General features: G+C 73.6%; 13 protein-coding genes. 3 read left to right on the top strand and 10 right to left on the bottom strand.

Going from position 1 to position 19,135, the window contains the following annotated elements; translation table 11 throughout:
- Positions 1–3: 3 nt before the first annotated feature.
- Positions 4–798, bottom strand: coding sequence for a class II aldolase/adducin family protein (locus OO52_RS04950; RefSeq protein WP_030641315.1), 795 nt, complete (start codon positions 796–798; stop codon positions 4–6).
- Positions 799–936: 138 nt separating this feature from the next.
- Here OO52_RS04950 and OO52_RS04945 point away from each other — a divergent pair, with 138 nt between their 5' ends.
- Positions 937–1,413, top strand: coding sequence for a pyridoxamine 5'-phosphate oxidase family protein (locus OO52_RS04945; RefSeq protein WP_030641314.1), 477 nt, complete (start codon positions 937–939; stop codon positions 1,411–1,413).
- Between the two features lie 3 nt (positions 1,414–1,416).
- On the opposite strand, the gene guaA is transcribed toward OO52_RS04945, so the two are convergent.
- Entirely contained in the window at positions 1,417–2,997 is a 1,581-nt protein-coding gene (gene guaA / locus OO52_RS04940; protein ID WP_030641312.1) for a glutamine-hydrolyzing GMP synthase, read from the bottom strand.
- Positions 2,998–3,275: 278 nt separating this feature from the next.
- Between guaA and OO52_RS04935 the strand changes: the two genes are divergently transcribed.
- Entirely contained in the window at positions 3,276–3,545 is a 270-nt protein-coding gene (locus tag OO52_RS04935) for a chorismate mutase (RefSeq protein ID WP_030641310.1), read from the top strand.
- A gap of 547 nt (positions 3,546–4,092) precedes the next feature.
- On the opposite strand, the gene OO52_RS04930 is transcribed toward OO52_RS04935, so the two are convergent.
- From OO52_RS04930 to OO52_RS04915, 4 genes are all read right to left on the bottom strand, one after another.
- Positions 4,093–5,871, bottom strand: coding sequence for a GMC family oxidoreductase N-terminal domain-containing protein (locus OO52_RS04930; RefSeq protein WP_030641308.1), 1,779 nt, complete (start codon positions 5,869–5,871; stop codon positions 4,093–4,095).
- Positions 5,872–5,943: 72 nt separating this feature from the next.
- Entirely contained in the window at positions 5,944–7,557 is a 1,614-nt protein-coding gene (locus tag OO52_RS04925) for a succinic semialdehyde dehydrogenase (RefSeq protein ID WP_030641306.1), read from the bottom strand.
- A gap of 134 nt (positions 7,558–7,691) precedes the next feature.
- Complete coding sequence (locus tag OO52_RS04920; RefSeq protein ID WP_030641304.1) at positions 7,692–8,612, bottom strand: serine/threonine-protein kinase; 921 nt, start codon at positions 8,610–8,612, stop codon at positions 7,692–7,694.
- 78 nt (positions 8,613–8,690) lie between these two features.
- Complete coding sequence (locus tag OO52_RS04915; RefSeq protein ID WP_030641302.1) at positions 8,691–9,590, bottom strand: MBL fold metallo-hydrolase; 900 nt, start codon at positions 9,588–9,590, stop codon at positions 8,691–8,693.
- Positions 9,591–9,706: 116 nt separating this feature from the next.
- Between OO52_RS04915 and OO52_RS04910 the strand changes: the two genes are divergently transcribed.
- Positions 9,707–10,645 (top strand): AraC family transcriptional regulator, encoded by a 939-nt coding sequence (locus OO52_RS04910; protein ID WP_030641300.1) that lies wholly within the window; start codon positions 9,707–9,709, stop codon positions 10,643–10,645.
- A gap of 34 nt (positions 10,646–10,679) precedes the next feature.
- Here the strand turns inward: OO52_RS04910 and OO52_RS04905 are convergent, their stop codons facing one another.
- The 4 genes from OO52_RS04905 to OO52_RS04890 form a co-directional block, all read right to left on the bottom strand.
- Entirely contained in the window at positions 10,680–12,323 is a 1,644-nt protein-coding gene (locus tag OO52_RS04905) for a serine/threonine-protein kinase (protein WP_030641298.1), read from the bottom strand.
- Between the two features lie 52 nt (positions 12,324–12,375).
- Positions 12,376–14,130 carry a protein kinase domain-containing protein gene (locus OO52_RS04900; RefSeq protein WP_030641296.1) on the bottom strand — a complete coding sequence of 585 codons (1,755 nt, stop codon included), beginning with the start codon at positions 14,128–14,130 and terminating at the stop codon, positions 12,376–12,378.
- A gap of 106 nt (positions 14,131–14,236) precedes the next feature.
- Positions 14,237–16,141 (bottom strand): serine/threonine-protein kinase, encoded by a 1,905-nt coding sequence (locus OO52_RS04895; RefSeq protein WP_030641294.1) that lies wholly within the window; start codon positions 16,139–16,141, stop codon positions 14,237–14,239.
- Positions 16,142–16,303: 162 nt separating this feature from the next.
- Complete coding sequence (locus OO52_RS04890; RefSeq protein ID WP_030641293.1) at positions 16,304–19,105, bottom strand: protein kinase; 2,802 nt, start codon at positions 19,103–19,105, stop codon at positions 16,304–16,306.
- Positions 19,106–19,135 lie beyond the last annotated feature (30 nt).

Genomic DNA, 19,135 nt, shown 5'->3' with positions numbered 1-19,135 from the left:
ACGTCAGCCGAGCAGGTCCGGCTCGCTGCGGCTGATGTGCTGCCACAGGGGCTGGTAGTTGATCCAGGCCACGAGGTCGCCGCCGAGCTGTTCGCGGGTGGCGACGGCGAGCTTGTGGTCGATGAGCACCGGCCGGCCCGCCGCCCTGGCCAGGAGCTGCACCTGGCAGGACCGGTCCAGGGACAGGAACCACCAGGCGGCCGCGTCCACCGAGTCGCCGACGGTGAGCAGCCCGTGGTTGCGCAGTACGAGGGCCTTGCGGGAGCCGAGCGCGGTGGCGATCCGGCGGCCCTCCTCGGCGTCCACGGTGACGCCGGTGTAGGCGTCGTACAGGGCGAGGTCCTCGTAGAAGGCGCAGCTCTCCTGGGTGATGGGGTCGATGAGGTCGCCGAGGGCGGCGAGGGCGCGGCCGTGCACGGAGTGGCAGTGGGCGACGGCGACGACGTCGGGGCGGGCGGCGTGCACCTGGGCGTGCACGGTGAACGCGGCCTGGTTGACGTGGTAGCGGCCCTCGACGACCTGCCCGTCCTGGTTGGCGAGGACGAGATCGCCGACGGTGACGTGCTTGAACGACATCCCGAAGGGGTTGACCCAGAAGCAGTCGGTGAACTCCGGGTCCCGAACGGTGATGTGGCCCGACACCCCGTCCTCGAACCCCGCCCGCCCGAAGATCCGCAGGGCGCCCGCGAGCCGCTCCTTGCGGTGTTGGCGTTCGTCCTCGGCCGAGTCGTGCATCGGCGGCATGGCGAACTGAAGCTGGTCGGTGGGCAGCGGCAGGGGCGGAGTGGGCCCGTGCATGGATCCTCCCGTTCGGGGTTGTGGTACGGCCGGAAGGTACCGTCGGGCAGCGCAAAAAGGCAGAGCTGTGCTGTAAAGATGCCGTGCGCTGCGCATACCGGACAGGAGATGTCGGGATTGCCGGGGAGGGTGCTCCGTATGACCCCTGTGAACTGGGCGGCCTTCACGACCGCCGCGCCCGCACTGGCGGCGACCGCGCAAGAGCGCTTCGGCGCCCACCGGCACCATGTCCTCGCGACCCTCCGCAAGGACGGCTCGCCCCGCACCTCCGGGATCGAGGTCCGTTTCCTGGGCGGTGAGCTGTGGCTCGGCATGATGCCGGGCTCGATGAAAGCCCTCGACCTGCGCCGCGACCCCCGGTTCACCCTCCAGGCCAACCCGGGCGCGGGAACGGACATGGGCGGCGGCGACGTCCGGATCGGCGGCCGGGCGTACGAGGTCGAGGACGGCGGGGCCAGGGCCGCGTACGTGAAAGAGGTGGAACCGCCGCAGCCGTTCCACCTCTTCCGCACCGAGCTGACGGAGGTCGTACGGACCTACGTCGAGGACGACACGTATCTGGTCACCCAGGTCTGGAAGCCCGGTGAGCCCCTGCGCACGCTCAAGCGCGCCTAGGGACTACTCCCACTCGATCGTGCCCGGCGGCTTGCTCGTCACGTCGAGGACGACTCGGTTGACGTCACGGACCTCGTTGGTGATGCGGGTGGAGATCCTCGCCAGCACGTCGTACGGCAGCCGCGACCAGTCGGCCGTCATCGCGTCCTCGGAGGAGACCGGGCGCAGGACGATCGGGTGGCCGTAGGTGCGGCCGTCGCCCTGGACGCCCACGCTGCGGACGTCGGCGAGCAGGACCACCGGGCACTGCCAGATGTCGCGGTCCAGGCCGGCCGCGGTCAGCTCCTCGCGGGCGATGGCGTCGGCCTCGCGCAGCAGGTCGAGGCGCTCCTTGGTGACCTCGCCGACGATGCGGATGCCGAGGCCCGGGCCCGGGAAGGGCTGGCGCTGGACGATCTCCTCGGGCAGGCCCAGCTCCTGGCCGACCATGCGGACCTCGTCCTTGAACAGCTTGCGCAGCGGCTCGATGAGCTTGAACTCGAGGTCCTCGGGCAGGCCGCCGACGTTGTGGTGCGACTTGATGTTCGCGGTGCCGGTGCCACCGCCGGACTCGACCACGTCCGGGTAGAGGGTGCCCTGGACCAGGAACTCCACGGCCGGGCCCTCGTCGGCGATGATCTCGGCCTGCGCCTGCTCGAAGACGCGGATGAACTCGCGGCCGATGATCTTCCGCTTCTCCTCGGGGTCGCTGACCCCGGCGAGCGCCTTGAGGAAGCGCTCCTCGGCGTCGACCACCTTGAGCTGCACGCCGGTGGCCGCGACGAAGTCCTTCTCGACCTGCTCGGTCTCGCCCTTGCGCATCAGGCCGTGGTCGACGTACACGCAGGTGAGCTGGGAGCCGATGGCCTTCTGGACGAGGGCGGCGGCGACGGCGGAGTCCACGCCGCCGGACAGGCCGCAGATCGCGCGCTTGTCGCCGACCAGCTCGCGGATGGCCGCGACCTGCTCATCGATGACGTTGCCGGTGGTCCAGTTCGGCTCCAGGCCGGCACCGCGGTAAAGGAAGTGCTCCAGCACCTGCTGGCCGTGCGTGGAGTGCATGACCTCGGGGTGGTACTGGACGCCGTAGAGCTTCTTCTCGTCGTTCTCGAACGCGGCGACCGGGACGACGTCCGTGGACGCGGTGACCGCGAAGCCCTCGGGGGCGGCGGAGCAGGCGTCACCGTGGGACATCCACACGTGCTGCTCGGCCGGGGTGCCCTCGAAGAGGGTGGAGGAGTTCTTGGCGACGTGCAGGTCCGTACGGCCGTACTCGCGGGCACCGGTGTTGTCGACCGTGCCGCCGAGGGCCTGCGCCATGAGCTGGAAGCCGTAGCACATGCCGAAGACGGGGACGCCGGCCTCGAAGATCTCGCGGTCGAGGGTGGGGGCGCCCTCCTCGTACACGGACGAGGGGCCGCCGGAGAGGATGATCGCCGCGGGGTTCTTGGCGAGGATCTCGGCGACCGGCATGGTGCTGGGCACGATCTCGCTGTAGACCCGCGCCTCGCGGACGCGTCGGGCGATGAGCTGGGCGTACTGCGCGCCGAAGTCGACGACCAGGACGGTGTCGGGAGTGGCGGCAGACTGGGTCGCTGATGACACGGGGTGCCTTCTGGTGGTCGGGCGGGGGCCTGTGCCTCCGATTCTAACGGGGTGGCCGGGGGACCTCCGAGGGAAGCCGCCGTGGCATACTGACCGCATGCGCAAGCACTCGACCTTCGTCTTTACCTATGGCACCCGGCCCGCCGGCTGCCATGGTCGTGCTGCTTGAGCTGACGCCAAGCGACTTCCCAGGCGCCCCGGGCCGACAAGGCCCGGGGCGTCTGTCGTTTCTCCGGGCCGTGTCGTTCCGGGGCACTCATCACAGCGAGGAGCCCGACATGACCACCACCGCACCGGACGCCGCCCCGGACGCGATCATCGCCGACGCCCGTGAGCGCATCGACGCGCTCGACGACCGGATCATCGGGCTCGTGCAGGAGCGGATGGCCGTCTCCGCCGTCGTCCAGCAGACCCGTATCGCCTCCGGCGGCCGGCGGGTGCACCTGTCCCGTGAGATGGAGATCCTCTCCCGCTACCGGGACGCGCTCGGCAAGCCGGGCACCAGCCTCGCCATGACCCTGCTGGAGCTGAGCCGGGGTCGTATCTGAGTTCGGTCCCGCTCTCACCCGTACGGCGCGTGACCGGCCCGCGCACCGCTTCGTTGAGGTGGGTGTCCGTGCCAGCCAGGGGCGGGCCCGAAAGAACCACGCGTGGCTCGCTGGAGCGATGAGGCGTACGGGTCGTGCCGTACGCCGTGGGACCTCGCTCCAGGAAGTGACCGGACGGCAGGGGACAGCAGCCCGGTCACACAAGAGAACGGCCGGCTCCGGGGACGCCCGGGGTCGGCCGGCGGAACACCGACAACTGCAGACAGGCCACAGGGCACAGGAACCAGCGGCGCAACCCCCGGCGCCGCTCCCCGGCACCGGCGCTGCCCTGACGCCGGTGCTGACTGGAAGAAGGGCCCCGCGGCCTCTCCGTCCCGCGGGGCCCTTCGTCATGCCCACACCCCCATGGCGTGACTCAGGTCACATGTAAATCCCGGTTCTCCTGAGCAACCCTTCACGCTTTTCGCTGATCAAACCTGCCGGATCAAGAAACGCTGAGAGGGACCTGCCTTCGGAGGGGGATGCAGGTCCCTCTTCGCCGTTCCGGTCACTTCTTCGGCGGTACCGCCGGCATCCCCAGGAACGGCAGCCGCAGCGCGCCGAACGCGTCCGCCGGGACCGCCGGGGACCGCGGCTCCACCGGCTTCAGCCGCTCGTACGCCGCTCCGGGCGCCGGCCGCGGGTCCTCCTCGCCCTTGTTCGGCCAGAACGACATCGCCCGCTCGGCCTGCGCGGTGATCGTCAGCGACGGGTTCACGCCCAGGTTCGCCGAGACCGCGGCGCCGTCCACGACCGAGATGCCGGGGTGGCCGTAGAGCCGGTGGTACGGGTCGATCACGCCCGTCTCCGGGGAGTCGCCGATGGGGCAGCCGCCGAGGAAGTGCGCGGTGAGCGGGGTGCCCATCAGCTCGCCGACGTTGCTGCCGGCGAAGCCGTTGATCTCGGCGGCGAGCGCGGAGGCGGCCTCGGTGGCGGCCTTGATCTGCTTGGGGTTCGGAGCGCCGTGCCCCTGCCGGGCGGTGAGCAGGCCCCTGCCGACGCCGCCGGGCTTGAGATATGTGGTCAGCGAGTTGTCCAGCGACTGCATGACCAGGCCGATGATGGTCCGCTCCGACCAGCGCCGGTTGGACAGGGACCGGGCGACCAGCAGCGGGTGCCGGGCCGCGTTCGCCAGCCAGGCGAGGACGCGCGAGGAGCCTTCGGCGTACGGCACCTGGAGGATCGACAGGCCGCCCATCGAGTTGGAGCCCTTGCCGTACCGGACCGGCTCGATGTGGGTGTTCTCGTCGGGGTGGATCGAGGACGTGATGGCGACGCCCCGCGTGAAGTCGGCGCGCGGCGCGCCGGTCGCCCTGCGGTAGCGGCGGTTGTCGGTCTGCGCGCCGACCAGGGCCTCGGAGTTGGTGCGGGTCAGGTCGCCGAGCCGGGCGGACAGGTGCGGCAGCTGACCGCCGGCCTTCATGCGGTGCAGCAGGGTCTGGGTGCCGTAGGTGCCGGCCGCGAGGACCACCTTGCGGGCGGTGAAGAGCCGGCCCTCGCCCTTCTTCTTCCGGTCCGTCGGCAGGGTCGCCACCGCGTAGCCGCCGCGCGAGTCGTCCGTGACGGACACCACCGTCGTCATGGGGTGCACGACCGCGCCGGCCTTCTCGGCGAGGTACAGGTAGTTCTCGTTGAGGGTGTTCTTCGCGCCGTGCCGGCAGCCGGTCATGCACTCGCCGCACTCGGTGCAGGCCTTGCGGTCGGGCCCGGCCCCGCCGAAGTACGGGTCGTTCACCTGCTCGCCGGGCCGGGCCTTCGCCTTGCCGTCCCCGTCCTTGCCGTCACCGAAGAACACGCCCACCGGGGCGAGATGGAAGGTGTCGCCGACGCCCATCCGCTCGGCCGCCGCCTTCAGGTGGACGTCGGAGGGGGTCATGGTGGGGTTGAGCCGCACGCCGAGCATGCGCCGGGCCTGGTCGTAGTACGGCTTCAGCTCCTCCTGCCAGTCGGTGATGTGCCGCCACTGCGGGTCCTCGAAGAAGGGCTTCGGCGGCACGTAGAGGGTGTTGGCGTAGTTGAGGGAACCGCCGCCGACGCCCGCGCCGGCCAGCACCATCACGTTGCCCAGCAGGTGGATGCGCTGGATGCCGAACATGCCGAGCTTCGGGGCCCAGAGGTAGTTCTTCAGGTCCCAGGAGTTCTTGGGCAGCGTGGCGCGGGTGAAGCGGCGTCCGGCTTCCAGTACCCCGACCTTGTACCCCTTCTCGGTGAGCCGGAGGGCGGACACCGAGCCGCCGAAGCCGGAGCCGACGATCAGGACGTCGTAGTCGTAGGCGTCTTGCGGCACGTGCACTCCTCGTTGAGTCGCGGCTGCGGGTCGTCCGTGGCAGGTCGCGCGGTTCCCCGCGCCCCGGGTAGGTCAGCGGAACCGGAATGCCTTCATGAGCTTCAGACTCGTGCTCATGAAGCGGGCGTAGGACTCGTCGTCCATCCCCAGCGAGGGCGCCATCGGCAGCAGCCGCTGCTGCGCCACCGTCTGGGCCTCCGTGTACTTGAGGATGCCCTCGGAGCCGTGGCGGCGGCCCAGGCCGGAGTCCTTCATGCCGCCCATCGGGGACTGGACGCTGCCGTAGGCCGGGGCGTAGCCCTCGTTGACGTTGACCGTGCCGGTGCGCAGGCGGGCGGCGACGTCCCGGCCGCGGCGGGCGTCGGTCGTCCACACGGAGGCGTTCAGGCCGTACGGCGTGGCGTTGGCGCGTTCGACGGCCTCGTCGTCGCTCTTGAACCGGTAGATCGAGACCACCGGGCCGAAGGTCTCCTCCTCGCAGACGGCCATGGAGGTCTCGACGCCGTCGAGGATGGTGGGCTCGAAGAAGTAGGGGCCGATGTCGGGGCGGGCCACCCCGCCGGCGATCACCTTCGCGCCCTTGGCGACGGCCTCCTCGACGTGCCGCTGCACGGTCTCCAGCTGGCGTTCGCCGACCAGCGAGCCCATGTCGGCACCGTAGGCGAGGGAGTTGCCGAGCCGCATGGCCCTGGTGCGGGCGGCGAACCGCTCCAGGAAAGCGTCGGCGACGGACTCGTGGACGTACAGCCGCTCGATGGAGATGCACAGCTGGCCGGCGGAGGAGAAGCAGGCGCGGACGGCTCCGGCGGCGGCCTTCTCGATGTCGGCGTCCTCCAGCACCAGCATGGCGTTCTTGCCGCCGAGTTCGAGGGAGACGCCGACCAGGCGGGAGGCGGCACCGACGGCGACCTCGCGGCCGGTGCGGGTGGAGCCGGTGAAGGAGACGTAGTCGGCGTGCTTGACCAGCTCCGGGCCGACGACCGGGCCCTCGCCGAGGACCACCTGGAAGACGCCCTCGGGCAGGCCCGCCTCGATGAGCAGGTCCCGGGCCCACAGGGCGGTGAGGCAGGTCTCCGTGTCCGGCTTCATCACCACGGCGTTGCCGGCGGCGAAGGCGGGCAGGGCGTCGCCGACGGACAGCTCCAGCGGGTAGTTCCAGGGAGCGATCTGGCCCACCACCCCGCGCGGGTGGCGCAGTTCGGTGACCTTCGTCAGCGTCGGCATGGCGCCCGCGTGCCGCTTGGGCTTCAGGTACGCGGCGGCCCGGCGGCCGTAGTGGCGGGCCGCGACGGCGACGGCCTGCACCTCCTCGTGCGCGTGCAGCCGGGCCTTGCCGGTCTCCAGCTGGATCAGGTCGAGGACCTCGGCCTGCCGCTCCAGCACCAGGTCGTGGAAGCGGAGCAGGACGGCGGCGCGCTGCCGGACCGGGACCTTCGCCCACACGGCCTGGGCGGCGCGGGCCGCCGCGAAGGCCTCGGCGACGTCCTGAGCGGTGGACTCCGGCAGGTCGGCCAGTTTCTCGCCGGTGAACGGGGTGTGGTTGGCGGTGCGGCCGGAGCCGGCCACGCCCTTGGTGAGCTGGGCCACCAACTCCGGGGTGACCACGTCGGCGGCGGTGCGGGCGCCTTCGGGCGCGGGCGCGAGCGGGTTGGTACCGGCGGTGTCCGGGGCCTGCGTGTCCGTCATGACGCGCAGGGTATGCCGCGGCGGAGGCTTTGTGTACCCGTCGGTAACGGGGATTCACCGAGTGCTCACACACTGCCAGTGGTCACTGGCAGCGAATGCGCTGATCAGCCCGTTGGGGCGGGAGCGCCGCGCGGTCAGTCGACCTCGGATTTTCTCGCGAGGAGGAGACCGAGGGCGGTGAGGGGGGTGCGGCGGGGGGCCGGTGCGGGCTCGGGTTCGGGCTCGGGTGCGGGTACCGGGTGGGAGGCCGGAACGGGCTCGGGTGACGGCCCGGCGGCCGGCGGGCCGGGTTCGCGCGCCGGTTCCGGTACGGCGGTGAGCCCCAGGAAGTCGCGGAGCGCGGCCTCCACCTCCGCCGCGTCCGGCCGGGCCACCGGATCGTCGGCGTGCAGCCGGTCCAGCAGCGGGCCCAGCGGGCCGGGGTCCGTGTCGCCCAGGGTCGCGCGGAGCAGGGCGCCGAGGGACCAGAGGTCGGAGGCCGGGCCGGCGCCGGGCCCCGCCGCCCGCTCGGGGGCGACGAAGCCGGCGGGCGCGTCCGCCGCGTGCCCGTCGCCGATGCCGAAGTCGGTGAGGACGACGCGCCCGGTGCCGGATTCCAGCAGCACGTTGGCCGGTTTGAGGTCCCGGTGCACGATGCCGACGGCGTGGGCGGCGCGCAGCGCGCCGAGCACGGCGAGCCCGATGCGCGCGGACTCTCCGGCGGGGAGCGGGCCGCGGCGCAGCACCTCGCGCAGCGACTCGCCGGCCACCAGCTCCATGACGATCCAGGGGATGCCGTCCTCGGTGACGACGTCGTACACCGTCACGGCCGAGGGGTGCCGCACCCGGGTGGCGGCGCGGGCCTCGTGGTGGAGCCGGTGCGCGATGCGCCGGATGTCCTCGTCGGTGGCCGGATCACCGGGCAGCAGGGGCTCCTTGACGGCGACGAGCGCCTCCCCCTGTTCGTCCCGGGCGCGCCACACGGTCCCGGCCGGCCCGGATCCGAGGCGCCCGGACAGCCGGTAACGACCGCCGATCAGACGTGCGTCGGGCGGGTGTTCGCCGTCTTCGGTCATGTCACATCAGTACCGTGCGCACGACGCCGTTGTCGAAGCGGGAGGTCGGAAACGGGTCCCGGGCACGGGGCCGGGCGGTCACGCGGCCCACCGGTGCAGGCTGAAGCCGTGTGCGGCCTCGCGCACCTCCACCGCCCCGGCCCCGCCGAAGTGCGCCGGAACCACCCACGCCCGTTCCTGCGCCGCCCGTCGCAGAAGCCGCTGCCGGGTGCGCGCCGCCTGCGCCGGGTCGAGGCAGAAGCAGCTGCTGCACTCGGGCCGCAGGATCTGCACCGGGCTGTGCAGCAGGTCGCCGGTGAACACCGCCCGTTCGCCCCGGGATTCGACGTGCAGGACGCAGGAGCCGGGGGTGTGACCGGGGGCCGCTTCGAGGACGAGGTGCCCGTCGATCCGGTGCCGGTCCTCCCACACCACGCTCTGCCCGGCCCGGTGCACGGGCGCGATGCTGTCCTCGTAGATCAGCCGGTCGTCGGGGCGCGTGCCGCCGCCGTATCCGCCGGCGGGCCCGAAGTGGTGGTCGTCGGGGGCGGGGATCAGGTACCGGGCGTGCGGGAAGGCCGGCACCCACTCGCCGGCGGCGTCCACGGTGTTCCAGCCGACGTGGTCGCCGTGCAGGTGGGTGTTGACGACGACGTCGACGTCCTGCGGACGCACCCCGATCCGCTCCAGGCGCTCCAGGAAGTCGCCCCGCCGCCGGTGGAAGAGCGGATTCCCGGGGCGCTCCCGCCCGTTGCCGACGCCGGTGTCGACCAGCACCGTCCGCCCGCCGGTGCGCAACACCCAGGTCTGGAGCGTCACCACGGCACGGTCGCCGCCGGGCTCCCGGTGGTCGGGGACGAGCTGCGCCTCGTGGGCGTCCCACACCTCGGGGCCGCAGTCCGGGACGAGGGCGGTGGCGGGCACGTACGGTCCCTGCCACTCGACCACACGGAACACCTCGACGTCGCCGATCGCGAAGCTCTGTGCGTTGTCAGCCATACCGATGACCCTAGGAACCCTGAGTGAGCGGACCAATGCTCCTCCGGCTCGATCGAATACGCAGGCGTCTCATACGCCGCCGTCTCCGGCACAGGGGTCTTCTACACTGTCGTCCCATGGATGTGGTGAGTGACGCGATCTCCGCCGTCCGCGTGGGCAGTCCGTCCTCGAACCGGCTCCGGGTGAGCGGCGACTGGTGCGTCCGGCTGACGCCGTACGAAGGGGCGGGCTTCCACGTCGTCCTGAGCGGCTCCTGCCTGCTCCTGCCGGACGGGGGCGGCGATCCGGTGGCCCTGGGTCCGGGGGACGTGGTGCTGCTCCCGCACGGAGCGGGGCACGTGCTGGCGGACGCGGCGGCGGGGGCGGCCGAGCTACGACGGGCGGTGCCCTTCGAGGAGATGCGGGACACGGACGTACCGCGTACCGGGCCCGGGCCCGAGGTGGAGCTGCTGTGCGGCAAGTACCGCCTCGACCGCAGCCGCACGCACCCGCTGATGGCCGAGCTGCCGCAGGTGGTCCATCTGCCCCACCGGGTCGGCGGTCACCCCGAACTGCGTACGGCGGTCGACCTGCTGGCCCGTGAGCTGGACGAACGCCGCCCGGGGGCCTGCCTCGCGCTGCCGAGCCTGCTGGACCTCCTGCTGATCTACCTGGTCCGGGCCTGGATGGCCGAGGCGGACACGGGCGCCTGGCCGGCGGTCCTGAACGACCCGGTCACGACGGCCGCGCTGCGCGCCCTGCACTCCGATCCGGCGGCACCCTGGACGGCCGGCCGGCTGGCCGCCGAGGCGGGCGTCTCGCGGGCCACGCTGGCGCGCCGCTTCACCAAGCTGGTCGGCCGGCCGCCGATGGCGTACCTCACCTGGTGGCGGCTGACCCTGGCGGCGACCCGGCTGCGCGACTCCGACGCCCCGCTCGCGACGGTGGCCCGGGAGACGGGGTACGGCAGCCCGTACGCGCTCTCGCACGCGTTCAGCCGGGAGTTCGGGACCACGCCGGGCAGATACCGGGAAGAGGTGACGGCCCGAGCCCGGTGGCGGAACCACCAGGGATGACCCGGTGGGGCGCGGCTCGGCCCCGCCGTGGCCGTCAGGGCTTCCTGATCTCCAGGTTGGCGATCGCCGCCTTCGCCACCTCTCGGCCCCGGGCGGCGAAGTCGCCCTTGGCCGGGTAGTCGACGGCCAGTTCGTACATGTCGCCGGACGTGCTGCGGTAGTAGAAGATCCGCATTTCGCGGGGGCGTCTGTACTGGTCGACGCCCGGATGGGTGACGGTGTTCCGGGCGGCCTGCCGGCCGTGGTACGTGGCCTCCGCGTCCGGGGCCGTCTTCGTGGCCTCGTTCATGCCCAGGCTGTAGTCGCCCTGGCTCTTGAACTTCTCGTTGTCGTCGTACATCTGGGCCCGCGCGCTGGACTTGATCCGGTCCAGGGAGTCGTCCGCCTTGCGGTCCAGGTGCAGCCGGATCCAGATGCCGCCGCTCCAGTCCCAGTACGTCACCCAGTTCCTGTCGCTGTCGTCCTTGTCCGGCCGGGCCACCTGATAGCCCGCGGGGACGGCGAGCGTGACGCCGAGTTCGCTCTCCGGTTTCTTCGTCCAGCCGTCGGGCAGCGGCCCCGTGGAGGGGTCGGCGAGGACGAGGTACCCGGCGGTGACGGCCGCCGCGACCGCCGCCGCACCGGCCGAGAGCCAGGCGGTACGGCGCCGGCGGCGGGGGCGCGGGCCGGCCGGGGGCGCCGCCGGAGCGGGGGGCGCCGGGGGCTCGGCCGCCGCCGTCAGCAGGACGCGCGCCCGGTCGGCGGACGGGCGGTGCGCGGGGTCCTTGTGGAGCAGCCCGTTGATGACCTCGGCCAGCGGGCCGGAGGCGGACGCGGGCGGGGCCGGGACGGCGTTGAGGACGGACTGCAGGGTGGCCGGCGTGTTGCTGCGGCGGAAGGGGGACACGCCCTCCGTCGCCGTGTACAGCACCACGCCCAGGGACCACAGGTCGCTCGCCGGGCCGGGCCGCTGCCCCAGCACCCGTTCCGGCGCGATGAACTCGGGCGAGCCGACGAAGCCGCCGGTGTCCGTGAGCCGCGGGTCGCCCTCGATCCGCGCGATGCCGAAGTCCGTGAGGACCACCCGGTCGTGCCGGCCGAACAGGATGTTCTCGGGCTTGACGTCCCGGTGCAGGACGCCCGCCGCGTGCGCCGCCTCCAATGCGCCGAGCACCTGGAGGCCGATCCGGGCCGCCTCCCGCGCGTCCAGCGTGCCGTCCCGCAGCACGCTGCCGAGGGTGCGGCCGTGCACCAGCTCCATCACGATCCACGGGCGGCCGTCGACGACCGCGACGTCGTGCACGTTCACCACGGCCGGGTGGTCGAGACGGGCCGCCGCGCGGGCCTCGCGGCGCATCCGCTCGAAAGCGTTGGCCTGTTCGCGCTCGGGCAGGTGGTCCGGTACCCGGGGCTCCTTGACGGCGACCTCGCGGTCCATCATCTCGTCCTTGGCCCGCCAGACGGTGCCCATCCCGCCGTGCCCCAGCTTGCCCAGCAACCGGTAACGGCCCGCGACGAGCCGGCCGGTGTCCGGGTCCGCGGGAGGCTCCCCGACCGGCCCCGGCCCCGGCAGCACGGGCACCGGCTGCTGCGGCTGCGGCTGCGGCTGCGGCTGCGCAGCGGTCCGGGGTCGGGGCGGTCGCAGAACAAAGCTCGTCGTGTCGTCGGCCGCGTGGCCGGTTCCCCCGTCACTGCTCATGCGTCATCTCTACCGTGCCCCGCCGCCCGCATCCACCGGGAGGCCGAACCGGTCACACACCCGTGACCGAGAACGTGTCGACCGCCACGTCGAAGTACTCCCGCGCCTCCCGCACCTTCCCGACCGGCGCCGACACCCACACGTCGTACAGCCGGCCGTTCTCCTCCCAGCACAGGTCGTAGGTGTGACGAGGGCCCTCCGCCGCGCTGAAGCCGTCCCAGGTGAATTCCCAGAGCGCAGCCGGGTGTCCGTGGTGCGTGGTGCGGACGACCCGGCCGTCGTGGTAACCGGGATTGGTGGAGGGGCCGTCGGCGGCGGAGCGGTTCATCGCCGCCTCGGGGCCGCCCGGCTGGGATCCGCCGACCCTGACGCCCAGGCGGAAGGTCTCGCCCGGCGAGAGGTAGAAGACGCGCTGACCCTGCGGGCTGCGGGTGAAGTCCTCCGGTACGGCGAGGGAGAAGCCGGCCGGGTCACGGGCCGTGCGGTAACCGGAGGGCGCGGTGCGCGAGTCGGCGCTGGGGGTGGGCGACGGCGTGCGGGGCGGTGCCGGCCGGGTTCCGGTGGGCGACGGGGGGACGGCCGTACCTCCCGGGCCCGTGCCGGTCGGTGACGGGGACACCGCCGTGCCTCCCGTGCCGGTCCGGGTCGCCGGACTCGTCGCCGTACCGCCCGGGGTGCCGCCGCCCCCGTCCCCGTTGCCGTGCAGCAGCAGTGTCGCGGCCGACACGCCGGCCCCGGCGAGCGCGGCGACGAGCAGTGCCGCGACCAGGAGCCCGCGCGGGGACGAGCGCGCCGGGGGCGGTTCGAGCGACGGCCGGACCGGGGTGGTCGGCAGCGGTCCGGCGTGGGGCAGGTCCCACTGCGTCGGCGTGTACGGCGCCGGGGACTTCGGCGTGAGGCTCCCACCGATCCGGTGGATGAGCCCACCGCCGTGCGCACCCGCCGGGCCCGGGTCGCCCGGCGCGGGCGGCGTCCGGCCGGTCTCCAGGTACGTCCACAGCATCCGCTCGGCGTCCGCCGCGCCCAGCCGCCGGTCCGGGTCGCGCTCCAGCAGCCCCAGCACGACGGGCAGCAGGGGCTCGGCCTCGGCCGGCGGGCGGATGTCGTCGGAGACGACGGCGTGCAGGATGCCGCCGAGCGAGTCGCGCCGGAACGGCGACTCGCCGCTGAGCACCGTGCACAGCAGCGCGCCCAGCGACCACAGATCGGACTCCGGCCCGGTGCGCAGCCCGGACATCCGCTCCGGCGCGGTGTACTCGGGCGAACCGACGAACGCGCCGGTCTCGGTGAGCGTGGTGGCGCCCTCGACCTGGGCGATGCCGAAGTCGGTGAGGACGACCCGGTCGGTGCCCGACTCGATCAGCACGTTCGCGGGCTTGATGTCCCGGTGCAGCACCCCCGCCTCGTGCGCGGTGCGCACCGCGCTCAGCAGGGCGATGCCGATCCGCGCGGCCTCGACGGCGCCGACCGGTCCGTCCCGGTCGATCCGGTCGGCGAGCGAACCGCCGTCGATCAACTCCATGACGAGATACGGCCGTTCGTCCTGCTCCACCACGTCGTGCACGACGATGATGTGCGGGTGCCGTAACTGGCAGACCGCGCGTGCCTCGCGGAACGTACGGTCACGGCGGCGGCGGGCGTCGTCGTCCGGGAGCGCGTCGTCGGGCAGGAGTTCCTTGACCGCCACCTGACGGCCCAGCACCTGGTCGCTCGCCCGCCACACGACGCCCATGCCGCCGCGCCCGATGCGTTCCTCCAGGCGGTAACGGCCCGCGATCAGCCGGAAGCCGGCTCCCTCGGTCCCCATGCGCCCATCATGCCGCACGGGACCCGTGCCCCCCGGGACGCCGACCGGCCAAGACACACCGGTCAGCCTGCCATTTTCGGCCGACTCGGCCGCCGCCGATGGCGGTTCAGCCCTCCTTCGGCTCCTGCCAGCCGCGCAGCACCCAGGTGAACTGCTCGCTGGTCGTGGCCCAGTCCTCGGCCGGCGAGGACATGTAGAGGGCGTACTCGGTGCCCTGGCGCGAGAAGTACGTCTCCTCGACCGCGTGCCGCGGCCCGGGGACGTACGGCGGGTCCTTCTTCAGCGCGGTCCAGGTGTACTCCCACCGGGCGCCCTTGCGGTCGCGGTAGATGTTCTCCTTCATCGTGACGCGCTGGTAGTCGACCAGCCGCTGGAGCTGCTGCTCCAGGTCCTGCTGGTGGGAGAGGGGGTCGGCGAAGTCCGGTGAGCCGTCGATGGCGATGCGGACGAAGTGCTTGCCGTCGTCGGGCGTGTAGTCGATCTGCTTGAGGTCGCCCTGGATGCCGTACACCTCGCGCTTCCAGCCCTTGGGCAGGGCGAGGCTGAAGCCCAGCGGGTCGTGGTACGTCCTCCAGCCTGCGGGGATCGTGCCGTCGGCCTGGGCCGTGTGGCTGTCGGCGGGCGCCGGGCTCACATCGCCGCCGGCCCCGGGGTTCTGGCCGCCCCAGTGCTGGAGCGCGACCGCTCCGGCACCGCCGAGCACCGCGGCCACGGCGACGACCAGCGCGAGGGTGCGCAGCCGCCGGCGGGGCCGGGCGGGCGCCGTCCCTCGGACCGGGAACGCGCCGACGGAACCCGCTTCGTGCGCGGATGCGGGGGTTCCGGGTTCGTACGCGGAGTTGGGTGGCCCGGATTCGTAGCCGGAGGTGTGCGACGCGGAACCGTACGCGGCCGTCGAGCCGCCGGAACGGTAGCCCTGGCCGGAGGAGTTCGCGCCGTAGCCCTCGCCCGACGCGCCCGGGCCGTAGCCGGGAGCCGCTGTCCCGGAGCCGTAGCCGGTGGCCCGCGTCCCGGAGCCGTAGCCCTCGCCGGACGTGCCCGAGCCGTAGGCGGTGGCCGCCGTACCCGAGCCGTAGCCTCCGCCCGTCGTGCCGCCGCCGTGGCCGGGCGGGGGCGTGCCCGGGCCCTGGTGGCGGCCGGTGGCTGAGGGTATGCCCGAGCCCTGGGTCGGGACGAAGGCCTGGGCAGCGCGCGGCGCGCGGCCCTCCGCCGCCTCGGCGAGCATCTGCTCGGCCTCTTCCGCGCCCGGCCGCCGGGCCGGATCCTTGCGCAGGAACGCGGCGATGACCGGAGCGAGCGGACCGGCGTGGCGCGGCTCGTCCGCCTCCTCCTCGACGACCGCCTGCATGGTGCTCAGCGGCGAGGTGCGCCGGAACGGCGAGCGCCCCTCGACCGCCGTGTACAGCGTGGCGCCCAGCGCCCACAGGTCGGAGGCCGGGCCGGGGTCGTGGCCGCGCACCCGCTCGGGGGCCAGGTAGTCGACCGAGCCGACGACTTCTCCGGTGCGGGTGATGGTGGTGTCGCCCTCGATCTGGGCGATGCCGAAGTCGGTGAGCAGGACCCTGCCGTCCGTACCGAGGAGGACGTTGCCGGGCTTGACGTCGCGGTGCAGCACCCCGGCGGAGTGCGCGGCGCGCAGCGCCCGCAGCACCCACAGCCCGATCCGCGCGGTCTCCGCCGGCTCCACGCGGCCCCGCTCCTTGACCGTGTCGGCCAGCGAGGCGCCCTCGACCAGCTCCATCACGATCCACGGGCGGCCGTCGTGTTCCAGGACGTCGTGCACGGTGACGACGGCGGAGTGGTTGATGCGCGCGGCGGCCCGGGCCTCGGCCCGGGTGCGGGCGAGCAGCACGGACCGGTCGCTGTCGGAGACGTAGAGCGCGGCGGTCAACTCCTTGACGGCGACCTTCCGGTGCAGCACCTCGTCGTGGGCGCGCCACACCCGGCCCATGCCGCCGCTGCCGATGGAGTCGGCGAGCCGGTAGCGGCCCGCTATGAGCAGGCCCTGCATCTGATTCACGTTGCCCCGCAATGCTCTTGACAGGGCCAGACTAAGGACCGGCCTGCCCCCAGGGAACCAGCGGGGTGCCAAGGAAACCGCACTGTGACGATGGTCATTTCCGCGCGAGACGGGAAACCGCACGGGCGGCGCCCGGCCCCGGATACACGCTGCTCAACCGGTGTAGCGATACGTCTCGGTAGCCTGCTCGTACAACCGCGTCACCTCGTCCCGCTGCGCCTCCGGACCGCGCACCTGGACGACGTGGTAGCGGCCGTTCAGCAACAGCGCCATGTTCCGCACGAACAGGTCGCGTCCCTGCCCGTCGGTCCAGGTGAACTGCCCCTCGGCCATGGTCCGTCCGCCCACCTCGATGGTCCGCAGCCCGGTGGCCGTGGCCCAGCTGGAGGCGCGGTACGGCTGGAGTTCGCGCTCCTTGTCCCGCTGATAGACCATCGGATCGCTGCCGTACGCGGACGTCCCGTCCCGCCCCGGTACGACGATCAGCTCGAAGTTCCCGTGCGCGTAGACCACCTGGCCGCTGCCGTTCTTCGGGGTGCGCGCCCAGCCCTTGGCGACGGCGACCTGGAAGCCGTCCGGGTCCTTGCGCAGGGTGAACCCGTCGGGAACGGCGGGGTCCCCGCCCGTCTGCGTCTCGGTCGCGGGCGCGGAGGCGGAGGGGGCACCGCCCGGCGCGCTCTGCCCGGTGGACGGCCGCTGGGTGTGTGACGGCGCGGGGCCGGTCTGCCCGGCGCTGCCGGTACGGTCGCCGCCCGCCGCGCCGCTCTCGCCCTGTTTCGGCATGAAGAGCATCGCGTACGCGATCGCGCCGGCCAGCAGGAGCAGGATCAGCAGGAGCAGGGTCCGGCCGAGGCTGCGCGGTGAACCCGTGCCCTCCCGGGCCCGCTTGTGCCGGCCGTGCGGATGGGCGGCGGGCAGCCCGGCGCGGCGCCGGCGCACCAACTCGCCACGGCGCCGGACGATCGGCAGCCGGCTCGGGTCGGCGGGCGGTGTGGGGACGACATGGGTGCCGGCGTCCGGCTCGGGCGCGGACCGCACCAACGACCGCAGCCAGCCGCTCAGCTCCTCGACGTCCGGCCGCTCGGTGGGGTCCTGGCGCAGCAACGACTCCACGACCGGCCGCAGCGGCCCGCACTCCTCGGCGAAGGCGGGCGGCTCGGCGCACACCAGCTGCACCAACTCGGCCGTGGACTCCTCCGGGTACGGCGCGTGCCCCTGCACGGCGCGGAACAGCAGCGCGCCCAGCGCCCACAGGTCCGTGGCCGGGCCGATCGGCGCAGCGAGCTGCCAGTTCTCGTGCACGGGCCCGGCCTGCTCCGGCGCCCAGCGCTCGGTCACCGGCCCCACCACGGTCATCCGCACCTGCCGCGCCCGCTCGGCGGCAAGCGCGGTCCCGGGGCCACGACGCACACCCCCGGGCTGATCCCAACCACCGCCCGGCGAACCGGGAAGACCGGCGCCGGAGGCAGGGGCGGGAACCGTGCCGGAGGCAGGGGCGGGGGCGGTGCCCGATGCCGGGGCGGGGGTGAGTTCGGAGTACGGCGGGGTGCCGTCCGGATAGCCGGAACCGGACGCTCCCCGCGCCTGCCGACCCCGCTCACCACCCGGCGCCGACACGGGTCCTGGACCGTAGCCCTGGCCAGGCGCCGATGGCTGCCGCCCCGGGCCGTATCCCTGAACCGGCACGGAGGCGTGCCTGGCACGGGGGTCCGCCGAAGACGCCCCCGGACCGTGTCCCTCGTCCGGCGCCTGACCCGGTGCGGACGACTGCCCGGTGCCGGGGTCCGCGGCCGGGGAGCCGGGGCGGGGTGCGGCGCCGTGCCACGGAGCGCCGCGCACCCCGTAGGGGTCCGCGATCCGGCCGGGCGGCGCCGTGCTGCCGGTGCCCTCGCCGGAGGCGTACGACGGTCCCGCGCCGGTGTCGGTGTCGTCGTCGGCGGGTGGCCGCGCGCCGGGCAGGGCGGCGCGTGCGTCCTGCTGGACCTCGTGCACCCGGGCGGCGGCTCGGGCGCCCGCCCGGTACGCGGCGATGGCCCCGGCCCGGGCGGCCCGGATGTCGGCACCGCTCTCCAGGGCCGGCCGGCCCACCGCACCCGCGACTCCGTTCGCTCCCGGCGCCGGGAGCCCCCCGGCCGCCCGCGCCTGGATGGCGGCCCGCCGCGCGGCCTCGGGATCGACGTCCGCGGCCGGCCCCCCGCCCGCCCCGCTCGTACGGCCACCGGAACCCGCGGAGACCTCGCCGGCTCCCGCGCCGGGGCCGAGGCCCATGGGTCCGCCGCCGACGGAGCCCGGCTCGGTGCCGAACCCCTCCCCCGTCCCGCCGTCCTGGCCCTCGGGAGCCGGCACCGGGTCGTACCCGCACAGCGCCTCCTCCGCCGCGCCGGCCGCGAGGCCGGTCAGCATCACGCGGCCGTCCTCGCAGACGAGGACCGTGCGGACGGTGATGTTGCGGTGCACCCAGCCATGGGCGTGCAGCACCCGGAGCGCCATGAGCACGTCGGAGGCGACCTCGGCCGCCCGGTACGGCGTCAGCGGCCGTTCGGTGAGCAGGGCGGCCAGCGGACGCGCGTTCACCAGCTCGCTGACGATCCACAGGGACCCGCCCTCGGCGAACACGTCGAAGACCTGGTCCAGCCGGGGATGGTCGGGGATGCCGGCCGCCGCCTGCGCGGCCTCGACGGCGCGGCGCACCGCCGGATCGGCGGGCTGCCGGGTGGCGGTCCTCGTCTCCGGTGCCCGGCGGGAGGCGCGCTCCCGTGCGGTGAACCCGGCGGGCAGCCCCTCCGCGTCGAGCACCTCGGCCTCGACGACCTCCGGCAACGGCACCTGCCGGACCAGGACTTCCTGACCGCTGTAGGTGTCGAAGGCACGGGTCTCGGTGAGTTCGTACTCGTCGGACGGCGGCAGTGGCAGGCGGTAGCGGTCGGCGAGCACCCGACCCGCGTAGTCGTCCACTTTGCCTCCCCCGGCCGCCCGGTTGGTCAC

The organism is Streptomyces flaveolus (assembly GCF_000716535.1).
In the GTDB taxonomy this organism is placed as follows: domain Bacteria; phylum Actinomycetota; class Actinomycetes; order Streptomycetales; family Streptomycetaceae; genus Streptomyces; species Streptomyces flaveolus_A.
This window is presented reverse-complemented; position numbering and strand designations above follow the sequence as displayed.

Coding starts and splice junctions, on each gene's coding strand:
- OO52_RS04950 (WP_030641315.1), bottom strand. CDS start 798: ATGCACGGGCCCACTCCGCCCCTGCCGCTGCCCACCGACCAGCTTCAG.
- OO52_RS04945 (WP_030641314.1), top strand. CDS start 937: ATGACCCCTGTGAACTGGGCGGCCTTCACGACCGCCGCGCCCGCACTG.
- OO52_RS04935 (WP_030641310.1), top strand. CDS start 3,276: ATGACCACCACCGCACCGGACGCCGCCCCGGACGCGATCATCGCCGAC.
- OO52_RS04925 (WP_030641306.1), bottom strand. CDS start 7,557: ATGACGGACACGCAGGCCCCGGACACCGCCGGTACCAACCCGCTCGCG.
- OO52_RS04920 (WP_030641304.1), bottom strand. CDS start 8,612: ATGACCGAAGACGGCGAACACCCGCCCGACGCACGTCTGATCGGCGGT.
- OO52_RS04915 (WP_030641302.1), bottom strand. CDS start 9,590: ATGGCTGACAACGCACAGAGCTTCGCGATCGGCGACGTCGAGGTGTTC.
- OO52_RS04910 (WP_030641300.1), top strand. CDS start 9,707: ATGGATGTGGTGAGTGACGCGATCTCCGCCGTCCGCGTGGGCAGTCCG.
- OO52_RS04905 (WP_030641298.1), bottom strand. CDS start 12,323: ATGAGCAGTGACGGGGGAACCGGCCACGCGGCCGACGACACGACGAGC.
- OO52_RS04900 (WP_030641296.1), bottom strand. CDS start 14,130: ATGGGGACCGAGGGAGCCGGCTTCCGGCTGATCGCGGGCCGTTACCGC.
- OO52_RS04895 (WP_030641294.1), bottom strand. CDS start 16,141: ATGCAGGGCCTGCTCATAGCGGGCCGCTACCGGCTCGCCGACTCCATC.